Source organism: Micromonospora wenchangensis, assembly GCF_002210435.1.
In the GTDB taxonomy this organism is placed as follows: domain Bacteria; phylum Actinomycetota; class Actinomycetes; order Mycobacteriales; family Micromonosporaceae; genus Micromonospora; species Micromonospora wenchangensis.
On record NZ_MZMV01000008.1, the window covers coordinates 46,273 to 59,179 of the forward strand.

Below are 12,907 nucleotides of genomic sequence, written 5' to 3' on the forward strand. Positions count from 1 at the left end.
GGCCCGGCGGGGCATCCACGGCATCCGGTGGTTCGCACGCTGCGCTCGCTCATGCCAGTCCCTCCAGTTGGGGTGAGTCGGCGGCGGTGCCGGGTTGCGGCACCGGGGCGACGCCGAAGAAGGCCCGCCGGCGCAGCTGCGCCCAGCGGCCGGCCGGGCCGTGGTCCCGGCCCCGGACCTGCGTGCCGCTGACCTCCGTGCCGGCGTTGCGGGCAGCCTCGTGGGCGGCCCGGGGCAGCGACCGTACGCCCTCGCCCGGGGCCAGCGCCGGCCGGCGCTCCCCGCTGCCGAGCGCGGACAGCACGGTCGGCAGGAGCGCGGCGGCGGCCATCGCGTAGCCCTCGGCGGACGGGTGGAACCGGTCCCAGGCGAACATCCGGGTCGGCTCGGCGGCGAACCGGGGGCCGAGCAGGTCACCGAGGGAGACCGTCCACCCGCCCGCCTCGACCACCGCGACCGTCTGGGCGGTGGCGAGCTGCCGGCTCCACCGCCGGGCCAGCCAGCGCAACGGGGGCTGGATCGGCCGGATCGCGCCCAGGTCGGGGCAGGTCCCGACGACCACCTCGCAACCGGCGGAACGCAGCGTACGGACCGCGTCGACCAGGTGGCGGACGGCGACGGAGTAGGGCGTGCGGTTGGTGATGTCGTTGCCGCCGACCAGGATCACCGCGACGTCCGGCGTGCACTCCAGGGCCGCCTCGACCTGGGGGCGCAGCCCGGCGGAGAGCGCGCCGACCACGGCGAAGCGGTGCACCCGTACGGCCCGGTGCAGCCGCCGGGACAGCCCGGTGGCCAGCAGCGAGCCCAGGGTCTCGCGTCGCCGCGCCACCCCGTAGCTGGCGGCGGAGGAGTCGCCGAGGATCACCATGGTCAGCGGTGGGCCGGGGATCTTGGCACCGTAGACGCCGTCGCAGCGCGGGGGCGGGGCCTGCGCCATCGGGATGGTGCGCCGGGCCTGCCGGGCCTGCCCGAGCAGCACGCCGCCGGTCGCGGCGACGGCGGCCGCGGTGGCACCCGTGCCGATCGCCGCCAGCCGGGCCACCTGCCGGGCGCGGTGCCAGCGCGGACCGACCGGTACGACGGAACCTGCCACCCCCATACAGCGACATTATCGCGCCGCAGCGTCACCCCGCCTCCGTCGGGACGGCCGGTTTTCGGGGCTGGGCGGCGACGGTTCTGGGTACCTGGTCCGGGTGCGGGGCCCACCCGGGGTCGTCCGCCGCAGGTGGCGACGGCTTGCGCGGGCCAGTCACGCTGGTCGGTGGAGAGGGGCTGGATGAGATGGGTAGGACATTGAAGCGCACCGCGGCCTTCACGGCGCTGGCCCGGTCGCTGGCGGCCGGTGCCCGGGGTGGTCCGTCGCTGGGCACCCGGCTGGCGGCGCTGCCCCGGATGATCCGGGCCACCGCCCGGGGCGAGTACGACGGCGGGCTCCGGCTGGCGATGATGACGGCGGCGACGGTCTACGTCGTGTCGCCTGTCGACCTGGTGCCGGAGCTGTTCCTGACCGTGCTCGGTCTGGTGGACGACGCGGTCATGGTCACCTGGCTGGCCGGCAGCGTGCTGTCGGAGACCGAGCGTTTCCTGGAGTGGGAGGCCCGCCGGGGCTCCGTCATCCCCGGTCATGTGACGCTCTGAGGGCACGTACGCTGAGCGACGAAGGACCGTCTGCCAGGCCGCCGTCGTCGGCGCCGCAACGAAGGGCACAACGAGGTGCAGTACTACGACAACGTCGTCGACCTGATCGGTAACACCCCGCTGGTGCGGCTGCGCAACGTCACCGCGGGCATCCGGGCGACCGTGCTGGCCAAGGTGGAGTACCTCAACCCGGGCGGCTCGGTGAAGGACCGGATCGCCCTGCGGATGGTGGAGGACGCCGAGGCCGCCGGGATCCTCCGGCCCGGCGGCACGATCGTCGAGCCGACCAGCGGCAACACCGGGGTCGGGCTGGCCCTGGTGGCCCAGCTCAAGGGCTACCACTGCGTCTTCGTCTGCCCCGACAAGGTCAGCCAGGACAAGCAGGACGTGCTGCGGGCGTACGGGGCCGAGGTGGTGGTCTGCCCGACCGCCGTCGCCCCGGAGGACCCCCGGTCGTACTACAACGTCTCCGACCGGCTGGCCCGGGAGATCCCCGGCGCGTGGAAGCCCGACCAGTACAGCAACCCGGCCAACCCGCGTTCGCACTACGAGACGACCGGGCCGGAGCTGTGGAAGCAGACCGGGGGCGGGCTCACCCACTTCGTGGCCGGGGTCGGCACCGGTGGCACCATCTCCGGCATCGGGCGCTACCTCAAGGAGGCGTCCGAGGGTCGGGTGCGGGTGATCGGGGCGGACCCGGAGGGTTCGGTCTACTCCGGCGGCACCGGCCGGCCGTACCTGGTCGAGGGGGTCGGTGAGGACTTCTGGCCCGAGACGTACGACCGGGGGATCGCCGACGAGATCGTCGAGGTCTCCGACAAGGCGTCCTTCGAGATGACCCGGCGGCTGGCCCGGGAGGAGGGCCTGCTGGTCGGCGGCTCCTGCGGGATGGCCGTGGTGGCGGCGCTGGAGGTGGCCCGCGCCGCCGGCCCGGACGACGTGGTCGTGGTGCTGCTGCCCGACAGCGGCAAGGGCTACCTGTCCAAGATCTTCAACGACCGGTGGATGGCCCGCTACGGCTTCCTCGACCACTCCGGCACCGAACCGACCGTCGCCGACGCGCTGGCGAGCAAACCGGGCGGCCTGCCCGAGCTGGTGCACGTGCACCCCACCGAGACGGTCCGCGACGCCATCGACTACATGCGCGAGTACGGCGTCTCCCAGCTCCCGGTGCTCAAGGCCGAGCCGCCGGTGGTGACCGGGGAGGTGGCCGGCTCGATCGCCGAACGGGATCTGCTGGACGCCCTGTTCACCGGCCAGGCGCACCTGCACGACACCATCGAACGGCACATGGCCGACCCGCTGCCGATGATCGGTGGCGGTCAGCCGGTGAGCGAGGCGGTGGGTCTGCTGGAGAAGTCCGACGCGGCGCTGGTGCTGGTCGACGGCAAGCCCAAGGGCGTGCTGACCCGGCAGGACCTGCTCGCCCACCTCGGCGCGCACTGACCCGACGCACCTGCGGGGCCCCTTCCGGTGGGAGGGGCCCCGCGGCGCGTCCGGGTCGGGTCCGACCATTCACAGCAGGGGGACAGGAGCGGCACAGAGGGCGTCCGTGCAGCCTGCCTACCGTCGGGACCAGCCGAGAGGCACCGACCCACGGGAGGAACGACATGCGCCACGACCTCGACCACCACGAGGGGCAGCGGGTCAGCCGCCGCCGTTTGATCGCCGGAGTCGGCTCGATCGGCCTGGCCGGTCTGCTCGCCGCCTGCGGCCGGGACGGCGGCACGGTCACCACGTCGACCGGGGAAACCGTGTCCCCGCAGGCGACCGCCAATACGTCGGCCGACCTGGCCGCGCTGTTCGGCGCGGCGAACACCTGCACGTTGACCGCGAGCACCACGCAGGGCCCGTACTACTTCGACGCCGACAAGATCCGTAGCGACATCCGGGAGGACCGGGCGGGCACCCGGCTGCGGGTGGCGATCCGGGTGCAGGACAGCGAGCAGTGCGGGCCGCTGGCCGACGCGGTCGTGGAGATCTGGCACTGTGACGCGGCCGGCCTCTACTCGGGGGCCGAGGCCCAGTCGTCCGGCGCGTCCGGCGGCGGCGCACCGTCCGGCGGCACCCCGCCCAGCGACGCGCCCGGCGGCAACCCGCCCGGGGGTGGGGCGGCCCCGGGCGGCGGTGCCGAGGGGTCGGCGGCGGACCTGACGCCGACCGACGACAAGCGCTACCTGCGCGGCGCGCAGGTCACCAACGCCGACGGGATCGTCGAGTTCACCACCGTCTGGCCGGGCTGGTACCGGGGCCGCACCACGCACATCCACGCGATGGTGCACGTGGGTGACGACCGGGTGCTCACCACCCAGATGATGTTCGACGAGGCCCTCAACAGCAGGGTGTACGCCGCCGCGCCGTACGCCGCGCACACCGGGCGGGACACGTTCAACGACAACGACAGCATCTACGCCGAGACGATGCTGATGAAGGTCGTCGAGGACGGCGACGGCTATCTCTCGGTGATCAACTTCTCGGTCGACGCGGACCGGGACGGCACCTGACGTCAGCAGCCCGGTAGCTGCCGGGCGTAGCGGAGCTGTGCGGTGGGGGCGCGCCCGATCCGCTCCTCCCGGCGTTCGCCGGTCGCCTGCCAGCCGCCGCGCTCGTAGAAGTGCCGGGCCGTGAGGTTGCGTTCCAGCACCCACAGCACCCCGCGACGCCAGCCCCGGGCGAGCATGGCGTCCAGCGCGTCCATCATCAACGCCCGGCCGGTGCCCCGGCCCCGTTCGGCCGGGTCGAGGTGGATGGCGTTGAGCAGCCCGGTCGCCGGGTCGCCCGCGTCGTCGGGGCCGAGGTAGCTGAACCCGACCAGCCGGCCGTCCCGCTCGGCCACGGTCATCAGGTGCTCGTCGCGTTCCCACGTCCACCGCTGCACCCAGTAGTCACCCATCGCCTCGGGCGTCGGGTCGGCCAACGCCGCAGGCGGCAGGAACGACGAGTACGCCGCGACCCGGGACCGCTGGTGCAGGGCGCCCACCGGCATCAGGTCGTCGGCGACGGCGGGACGGAGCGTGACGGTCACCCGGCCGAGGCTACCCGCCGGGGCGGGACGGGCACGGTGGTCAGGTCCTCGGCGACCACCAGCTCCCCGGCGAAGTGGTCGCGGGCCTCGTCGTGGAAGCGGCGCGGGTCGGCGTACCGCTGGGAGAAGTGGGTGAGCACCAGGGTGCGTACCCCCGACTCGGTGGCGACCCGGGCGGCCTGGCCGGCGGTCAGGTGGCCGACCTCGGCGGCGAGCGCGGCCTCCGACGCCAGGAACGTCGACTCGATGACCAGCAGGTCGGCGTGTTCGGCGAGGGCGTACACCCCGTCGCAGAGGCCGGTGTCCATCACGAAGGCGAACCGCTGCCCCGGCCGGACGACGCTCACCTCGTCCCGGGTGACGCGGCGTCCGCCGACGTCCAGGTGCCCGACGCGCAGCAGCTCGCCGACCGCCGGCCCACCGATGCCGTACGCGGACAGCCGCTCCGGCAGCATCCGGCAGCCGTCCGGCTCGACCAGCCGGTAGCCGTACGTCTCGATCGGGTGCCGTAGCCGGCGGGCCTCCAGCGTGCCGACGCCCAGGGTGATCCGCTGGCCGTCGGCGGTGACCGGCTCGACGGCCAGTTCGGCGGTCTCGTGGAAGCTGCTGGCGTGCCGCAGCCGGGCGAAGTATTCCGCGCCACCGGCGGGGAAGTGCACCGCCACCGGGTGCGGCACCCGGTCCAGGGAGAGCCGTTGGATGGTGCCGGGCAGGCCGAGGCAGTGGTCGCCGTGGAAGTGGGTGACGCAGATCCGGGTCAGGTCGGTGGCGGTGATCCCGGTGTGCAGGAGTTGCCGCTGGCTGCCCTCGCCCGGGTCGAAGAGGATCACCTCGTCGTCCCAGCGCAGCACGTAGCCGTTGTGGTTGCGCAGCCGGGTGGGGGTCTGGCTGGCCGTGCCGAGCACCGTCAGCTCCCGCATGGACACCGCCGGCCTCCCCCGGAGACGAAGCGACCCCCGGGGTTTCCGTGCTCGCGCACGGGCCGACTGGACTGGGTCGGCACCCCGGGGGTCGGGTGGCTGTCGTGGATTCGCCGCACCGCTGCCACACGGTCTCGACGATCATGCTTGGTCGTTCACTGTCGAGGACAGCGGCTAGCGGACAGCCACCTCACGAGTCCGATTGCTATACAAGTCTGGACCACCTCCTTTCCCGTGTACCGCCACGCTACCCACTGCACCCCGGGTGCCGGTAGTGATTTTTCGCGCGATCCTGCGGCCGGGGACCCGCCTGCCGACCCGACGGACTTTTGTCGAGTCGCGCGAAAGTTCGTGCTCATCTGGCCTATCTTTCGCCTGAAGTGAGCATTACTGTCTGCCCCACAGTGGCCACCTCCCGCCACTGCCCGCCCGAGCCGTCCCCTCGGTCGCTCCCCCGTGAGGTGAACCGTGCCCGTTTCGTCCGCCACCCGCAGGAACACCCGACGATCCCTGACCCTCGGCCTGGTCGGCGCGCTGGCCGTCGCCGTCGGCCCGGTCCCCGACGCGGTCGCCGCCGCGCCGGTCGCCTCCCGCCCGTCCACCGCCACCGGCGCGAATGTGGCGAACCCGGTGGTCGCCGGGCCGATCGCCCGGACCACCCCGGTCGGCGACCCCGGCCACGGCTACCCGTTCCTCGCCACCGACGTCAACCTGGCCGCCGCCGGCTACGTCGAGGAGGAGTTCTTCCTCTTCGGCACCGCCACCCGGTACGCCGTGCAGGGCACCCAGAACGCGACGACCATCGCCACCGACCAGCCGTACGGCACCCGGCTGGTGGTCCGCCGGCCGGCCAACACCAAGAAGTTCAACGGCGTGGTGATCGCCGAGTGGAACAACGTCAGCAACCAGTGGGACCAGGAGGTCGACTGGTTCCAGTCGCACGAGCACCTGATCCGCTCCGGCTACGCCTGGGTCGGGGTCTCCGCCCAGCGGGCCGGGCTGCACTCGGCCACCGGGCTCAAGGCGTGGAGCCCCACCCGGTACGGCCCGCTGGACGTCACCGTGGGCGGCACCGTCACCGACGACAGCCTCTCGTACGACATCTTCAGCCAGGCGGTGAAGGCGGTCCGCAACCCCACCGGCGTCGACCCGCTGGGCAAGCTGCCCGCCCCGCAGTACGTCATCGCCACCGGCCACTCCCAGTCGGCAGGTCGCCTCGCCAACTACTACAACGGCGTCCAGCAGTCGGCGAACGTGCTCGACGCGGTCGTCCTGCACGGTGGCGGCGGGGTGCTGCGGACCGACCTGACGACGCCGGTGTTCCGGATCAACTCCGAGGGGGACGTGGCCAGCGGCATCCTGCCCGCCGCGGCCCGCGCCCAGGCCGACTCGCCGGTCCTGCGGTCCTGGGAGGTCGCCGGCGCCTCGCACGGCGACTGGAAGCTGATCACCGACTACGGCCCGCTGCGCAAGCGGGACATCGGCAGCTACCCGGGCGGCTACCCGGGCGAACCGCAGACCTGCACGCTGCCCTCGCTGTCGCGGGTTCCGCAGCACATGGTGCAGAACGCCGTCTACGACCACACCGTCGCCTGGATCGCCCAGGGCGTGGCCCCGCCGAGCGCGCCGCCGATCCGGACGACCACCACGAACCCGCCGGCCGTCGCCCGCGACGACCTGGGACTCGCCCTCGACGGCATCCGGCTCGCCCAGCATGAGGTGCCGCTACGGGTCAACAGCGGCAGCAACACCGGGCCCGGCTTCTGCTTCCTCGACGGCAGCTCGGTGCCGCTGACCGACGCGCAGCTCGCCGCCCGCTACCCGACCGTCGGTGCGTACGTCGACGCCAGCGTCGCGGCCACCCTCGCCGCCGCCGACGCCGGCTACCTGCCCGTGTCGTTCACCCGCGACCCCGCCTGGTACTCCGACCTGCGTGACCTGATCACCGAGTACGTCGCCGCCGGCCGGATCACCGAGTACGTGGCGGCCCGGCTGGAGGATCGGCTCCAGCGGGCCGAGCAGGCCGGCACCGCCGGCAACGCGGCCCGCGCCGGTGAACTGCTGGGGCAGTTGGCCGACCGGGCGCGGCAGCGGATCACCGGTGACCCGGCCGCCCGGGACGCGGTGCTGCGGGTGACCGAGGCGCTGATCGCCCTGCTCGACGCGGCGGAACGCGGCAACCGGTGACCCGACCGTAAGGACCGACGCCACGGTGAGGGGCCGGGGCGTCCGGTGAACGGCGGGTACGACGCGCGATGTCGTGCCCGCCGTTCACCTGTTGCTACGTCAGTGCGGCTGCCGGCCGGTCAGTCGATGCCGATCGGGCCCTCGCGGGGGCCGTCCCCGCCCGCCGGCTGCACCGCCAGCGACGGGAAGTCGGCCAGGTCGCCCTCCGGCTCGGCGTCCCACTCGGGGAAGACCAGGTCGCTCTGGAGATAGAGGCAGAGCAACTGGGTCAGGTGACGCAGCCCGTCGAGGTGGGTGCGCTCGTGACCGTGGGTGGCGTCCACCCCGAAACCGAGCAGCGCCACCCGGGCGTGCGCACCCGCCTCGACCGCCGCCGCCACGTCCGAGCGGTAGTAGTCGAAGACGTCGCGGACCAGGTCCACCCCGTGTTCCCGGGCGATGGTGGCCAGGTTGCGGGTCAGGTGGTAGTCGAACGGGCCGACCCCGTCGCCCATCGCCAGGGTCGCCGCGTTCTCCCGGGACTGCTGGCCCGGCGCGACCACCGCCGCGTCCACCGAGACGATCTCGGCGACGTCCGGGTCCAGGCCGTGGCTGGCCCCGTGGCCGATCTCCTCGGTCACCGTGACCAGCAGGTGGGCGGTGACGGTGGGGGTGATGCCGGCGTCCACCACCGCCTTGAACGCGGTCAGCACCGCCGCCACCCCGGCCTTGTCGTCCAGGTGCCGGGACTTCACGTACCCGGACGGGGTGACCATCGGGTTGGGCAGGAACGCCACGAAGTCGCCCGCGTCGATGCCCAGCGCCCGCAGGCCGGCGATGTCCTCGACCGGCTCGTCGACCCGGACCTCGACGTGTTCCCAACCGACGCCCTGCAGGTCGACGTCGTCGTTGTAGCGGTGCCCGCTGGCCTTCAACGGCAGCACCTGCCCGGTGACCACCCGGTCCAGGTCGTCGGTGAAGATCCGCACGTGCGCGCCCTCGGCGAACCGGGCCGAGTGGGTGCCGATGGTCTTCAGCTCCAGCCGGCCGTTCTCCTTGAGCCGCTTGACCATCCCGCCGATGGTGTCGGTGTGCACCACGATCGCCCGGTCGGCGCCCGTCTGCCGGGGGCCGGGCAGGCAGGCGCTGAGCGCCCCCCGCCGGGTCAGCGTGGACGGGATGCCCAGCGCGGAGAGGCGTTCCCCCACGTACTGCTGCACGTGGTCGGTACGCCCCGACGGGCTGGGGATGTCCAGCAGTTCCACCAGCACCTGGCGGAGGTAGTCCAGATCGATGTCGAGGGGCTTGAGGGTCACGCGACCCCTCCGGGCCCGGCCGGGCTCCAGAGGCGCTGCGGGGCCCGGGTGCCCGGGAAGAGCAGGTCCACGAAGCGCTCGGCGGTCGGCTGGGGCTCGTGGTTGGCCAGCCCCGGCCGCTCGTTCGCCTCGATGAACACGTGCTCGGGCTGGTCGGGGGCGGGGACCAGCAGGTCCAGCCCGGTCACCGGGATGTCCAGGGCCCGGCTCGCCGCCACGCAGGCAGTGGCGATCGCCGGGTGCAGTTCGGCCGTCACGTCGTGGATTGTGCCACCGGTGTGGAGGTTCGCCGTCCGGCGCACCGCCAACACCTGCCCCTCGGGCAGCACGTCGTGCATCCGGTGCCCGGCCTCGGCCACCACCTCGCGGGTCATCTCGTCGATCGGGATGCGGGACTCGCCACCGGTGGCGGCGGCCCGGCGTCGGCTCTGCCGCTCGATCAGCTCGGTGACGTCGTGCACCCCGTCGCCGGTGATCTGCGCCGGTCGGCGGACGGCGGCGGCCACCACCTCGTGGTCGATCACGATCACCCGCAGGTCCTCGCCCGCGCGCAGCTCCTCGATCAGCACGTCCGGGCAGAACCGGCGGGCCAGTTCGACGGCGGCGGCCAGCGCCTCGGCGGTGCGTACCCCGACGGTGATGCCGTTGCCCTGCTCGCCCCGGGCCGGCTTGACCACCACCGGGCCGACGTCGGTGAGGAAGGCCAGGTCGTCGGGGTCGCCGGTGGCGGTCCGGCCGCGCGGCACCGACAGGCCCGCCTCGGTGAGGATGCGCCTGGTGACCCGCTTGTCGTCGCAGCGGCTCATCGCCACCGCCGAGGTCAGCTCGGACAGCGACTCGCGGGTGACGATCGTCCGGCCGCCGTTGGTCAACCGCAGCTCACCCCAGTGCGCGTCGGTGACCTCGACCCGGATGCCGCGTCGCATCGCCTCGTCGGCGACGATCTTCGCGTACGGGTTCAGCTCGGCGTAGCCCGCCGGGGCGGACGGCAGGAACAGCCGTTCGTTGATCGGGTTCTTCCGCTTGACGCAGAGCGTGCCGGTGCGGTGGAAGCCCAGCCGCTCGTAGAGCCGGATCGCGCCGGAGTTCTCGGCCAGCACCGACAGGTCGACGAACGCGCGACCCCGCTCGTCGAGCCGGTCGGCCAGTTCGGTGAGCAGGGCCTGGCCGGTGCCGGGCGGGGCGGTGTTGAAGTCGACGGTCAGGCACCACAGGCTCGCGCCGTTCTCCCGGTCGCCGAAGACCGCCACGTGGTCGACGCCGGTGATGGTGCCGACGACCTCCCCGGTGCTCGCCTCGGCCACCAGGTGCAGGAACCGGTCGGTGCCGGCGTTGTCGACGAGCACGTCCACCGGCGCGGTGACCATGCCGTTGCGGGCGTAGATCCGGTTCACCGCGTCGGCGTCGTCGGCGTCCCGCAGCGGCCGGACGACCAGCCCCGGGATCTCCATCCGCCCGGTGGCCTCCGGGCGGCGCTCGCCCAGCGGCAGCCGGTAGGTCAGCGACGGGTCGATGAACAGCTCGTCGGGCAGCCGGGACACCAGCACGTGCGGGTCGCGCAGGTAGATGCAGATGTCCCGGGAGCCGGCCGCCTCGGACCGCAGCACGTTGGCCACCGCGACCTGCTCGTGGAAGGTCTGGCCGAACACCAGCCGCCCCCAGCCGCAGTCCAGGACCACGTCGGACGGCCCGGCCGGTTCCCGGCGCGGCTCCGGGGCGGTGCCCGGCGCGACCGGGTCGCCGCCGGGACCGGTCCGTTCCCGGCGGCGGCCGAGCACCCGCTCCCGGTCGGTACGGGCCGTGCCGGTCGCGAGGGTCTCGTTCACGGTCAGTCGATTCCGTGGCTCTGGAGCCACATTTCCAGAAGTCCCAGTTGCCACAGTTTGTTTCCGTTCAACGGGGTCAGTTCGGCGTTCGGATCGGCGAGCAGCGCATTGACGTAGTCGGCACGGAACAGGTCACGGCGGCGGGCCTGCGGCGCGGTGAGCGCGTCGCGGACCCGGTCGAGGAGCTTGCCCTCCAGGTGGGTCAGGCCGGGCACCGGGAAGTAGCCCTTGGGGCGGTCGATCACCTCGTGCGGCAGGACCCGGCGGCCGATCTCCTTGAGCACGCCCTTGCCGCCCTGGGCCAGTTTCAGCTCGGGTGGGCAGCTCGCCGCCAGCTCCACGAACTCGTGGTCGAGGAACGGCACCCGGGCCTCCAGGCCGTGCGCCATGGTCATGTTGTCGACCCGCTTCACCGGGTCGTCGGTGAGCATGATCTGGGTGTCGATCCGCAGGCCGGCGTCGACGGCGGTCTGCGCCCCGGCCCGGCCCAGGTGGGCGGCGACGAATTCGCGCGCCGGGTCGCCGTCGGCCAGCCACGCCGGGTTGAGCACCCGGGCCAGCCCGGCCGCGTCCCGGTCGAAGAACGCCTTCGCGTACGTGTCGAGCGCCTGCTCCCGGTCGATGCCGGCCAGCGGCGGGTACCAGTGGTAGCCGCCGAGGATCTCGTCCGCGCCCTGGCCGGACTGGACCACCTTGACGTGCCGGGACACCTCCTGGCTGAGCAGGTAGAACGCGACGCAGTCGTGGCTGACCATCGGCTCGCTCATCGCGGCCACCGCCGCCTCCAGCGGCGGCACCAGGTCACCGGCGGCCACCTTGAGCTGGTGGTGGTCGGTGCCGAAGGTCTGCGCCACCAGGTCGGAGTAGACGAACTCGTCGCCCTCCCGCCCGCCGACGGCGTCGAAGCCGATGGAGAAGGTGGACAGCCCGGAGCGGGTCTGCCCCTCGCCGGCCAGCAGCGCCACCACCAGGCTGGAGTCCAGGCCGCCGGAGAGCAGCACGCCCACCGGCACGTCGGCGACCATCCGGCGACGTACCGCGGTGGTCAGCGACTCCAGCAGGGCGTCCTGCCAGTCGCGTTCCGACCAGTCGGCGCGCGCGGCGTCCCGGCTGAACGACGGGTCCCAGTAGACCCGTTCGGAGGTACGGCCGTCCGGTTCGTAGACCCGCACGGTGGCCGGCGGGAGCTTGGCGACGCCGCGCAGGATGGTGCGCGGTGGCGGCACGATGCTGTGGAAGCTGAGGTAGTGGGCCAGCGCCACCGGGTCGATGCCGGTGTCGATCCCGCCGCCGGCCAGCAGGGCGGGCAGGGTGCTGGCGAACCGCACCACGCCCGGCGTCTCGGCCAGGTAGAGCGGCTTGATGCCGAGCCGGTCCCGGGCCAGCACCAGCCGGCCGGTGTCCCGCTCGGTGATCGCGACGGCGAACATGCCGATCAGGTGGTCGACGAAGTCGAGCCCCCACTCGGCGTACGCCTTGACCACCACCTCGCTGTCGCCTGAGGAGAAGAAGCGGTGCCCCCTGCCCTGCAACTCCTGGCGCAGCTCGCGGTAGTTGTAGATGCAACCGTTGAACACGCCGGTGAGCCCGGCGGCCGGGTCGACGATCGGTTGCCCGCTGGCGGCGGAGAGGTCGATGATCTTCAGGCGGCGGTGCCCGAGGGCGGTGGCCCCCTGTGACCACACTCCGCTGTCGTCGGGCCCCCGGTCACTCATCGTGGCCGCCATGCGTTCCACCGCCGACACATCGGCCCGGGAACCGTCACGGCGGAACTCTCCCGCAAGTCCGCACATGCCAGCCAATGCTGCCAGAGGTTGTTGCACTTCGCCTGTTGAGCCGATGTCGGCCGTGTTACGGGATTGCTAGTATGTGCGCCACTCACCGTGACGGCCCCGCGCGGGCCGACGTTCCTGCCCGGGGCCCGGCGGGTGCCCGAATCGCCCCGGGCCCACGATGTGACAAACACCGCAGCCCCGGAGAGCGGCCACCGGGCGGGGTCCGGACCTCTGTGAGTCG

Annotated in this window: 10 protein-coding genes; 4 read left to right on the forward strand and 6 right to left on the reverse strand. The window is 73.1% G+C overall.

Features of this window, described 5'->3' with window-relative positions:
* Positions 1-49: 49 nt before the first annotated feature.
* Positions 50-1,099, reverse strand: coding sequence for an SGNH/GDSL hydrolase family protein (locus B5D80_RS06625; RefSeq protein WP_144081599.1), 1,050 nt, complete (start codon positions 1,097-1,099; stop codon positions 50-52).
* Between the two features lie 182 nt (positions 1,100-1,281).
* On the opposite strand from B5D80_RS06625, the gene B5D80_RS06630 reads away from it, so the two are divergent.
* From B5D80_RS06630 to B5D80_RS06640, 3 genes are all read left to right on the forward strand, one after another.
* Positions 1,282-1,638 (forward strand): YkvA family protein, encoded by a 357-nt coding sequence (locus tag B5D80_RS06630; RefSeq protein WP_088642894.1) that lies wholly within the window; start codon positions 1,282-1,284, stop codon positions 1,636-1,638.
* A 75-nt stretch (positions 1,639-1,713) separates the two neighbouring features.
* Positions 1,714-3,084 carry a cystathionine beta-synthase gene (locus tag B5D80_RS06635; protein WP_088642895.1) on the forward strand — a complete coding sequence of 457 codons (1,371 nt, stop codon included), beginning with the start codon at positions 1,714-1,716 and terminating at the stop codon, positions 3,082-3,084.
* 164 nt (positions 3,085-3,248) lie between these two features.
* On the forward strand, positions 3,249-4,142 hold the full coding sequence (locus B5D80_RS06640) for a peptidase associated/transthyretin-like domain-containing protein (RefSeq protein ID WP_088642896.1): 894 nt from the start codon (positions 3,249-3,251) through the stop codon (positions 4,140-4,142).
* A 2-nt stretch (positions 4,143-4,144) separates the two neighbouring features.
* On the opposite strand, the gene B5D80_RS06645 is transcribed toward B5D80_RS06640, so the two are convergent.
* Complete coding sequence (locus B5D80_RS06645; RefSeq protein WP_088642897.1) at positions 4,145-4,663, reverse strand: GNAT family N-acetyltransferase; 519 nt, start codon at positions 4,661-4,663, stop codon at positions 4,145-4,147.
* Positions 4,660-5,589 carry a ribonuclease Z gene (locus B5D80_RS06650; protein WP_088642898.1) on the reverse strand — a complete coding sequence of 310 codons (930 nt, stop codon included), beginning with the start codon at positions 5,587-5,589 and terminating at the stop codon, positions 4,660-4,662. The genes B5D80_RS06645 and B5D80_RS06650 overlap by 4 nt, the downstream gene beginning before the upstream one ends.
* A gap of 462 nt (positions 5,590-6,051) precedes the next feature.
* Here B5D80_RS06650 and B5D80_RS06655 point away from each other — a divergent pair, with 462 nt between their 5' ends.
* Entirely contained in the window at positions 6,052-7,770 is a 1,719-nt protein-coding gene (locus tag B5D80_RS06655) for an alpha/beta hydrolase domain-containing protein (RefSeq protein WP_088642899.1), read from the forward strand.
* 119 nt (positions 7,771-7,889) lie between these two features.
* Here the strand turns inward: B5D80_RS06655 and B5D80_RS06660 are convergent, their stop codons facing one another.
* The 3 genes from B5D80_RS06660 to B5D80_RS06670 are packed head-to-tail and all read right to left on the reverse strand — an operon-like array spanning position 7,890 to position 12,684.
* Positions 7,890-9,065, reverse strand: coding sequence for an osmoprotectant NAGGN system M42 family peptidase (locus B5D80_RS06660; RefSeq protein WP_088642900.1), 1,176 nt, complete (start codon positions 9,063-9,065; stop codon positions 7,890-7,892).
* Positions 9,062-10,891: an N-acetylglutaminylglutamine synthetase gene (ngg, locus tag B5D80_RS06665; protein ID WP_088642901.1), complete on the reverse strand. Its 1,830-nt coding sequence runs from the start codon at positions 10,889-10,891 to the stop codon at positions 9,062-9,064. Before ngg ends, B5D80_RS06660 begins: the two co-directional genes overlap by 4 nt.
* Before the next feature lie 2 nt (positions 10,892-10,893).
* Positions 10,894-12,684: an N-acetylglutaminylglutamine amidotransferase gene (locus tag B5D80_RS06670; protein ID WP_088642902.1), complete on the reverse strand. Its 1,791-nt coding sequence runs from the start codon at positions 12,682-12,684 to the stop codon at positions 10,894-10,896.
* Between the last annotated feature and the right edge of the window lie 223 nt (positions 12,685-12,907).

What these genes read in the sequence shown, in the direction of transcription:
- B5D80_RS06625 (WP_144081599.1), bottom strand. Translation starts at nt 1,099, where the DNA reads ATGGGGGTGGCAGGTTCCGTCGTACCGGTCGGTCCGCGCTGGCACCGC.
- B5D80_RS06630 (WP_088642894.1), top strand. Translation starts at nt 1,282, where the DNA reads ATGGGTAGGACATTGAAGCGCACCGCGGCCTTCACGGCGCTGGCCCGG.
- B5D80_RS06640 (WP_088642896.1), top strand. Translation starts at nt 3,249, where the DNA reads ATGCGCCACGACCTCGACCACCACGAGGGGCAGCGGGTCAGCCGCCGC.
- B5D80_RS06670 (WP_088642902.1), bottom strand. Translation starts at nt 12,684, where the DNA reads ATGTGCGGACTTGCGGGAGAGTTCCGCCGTGACGGTTCCCGGGCCGAT.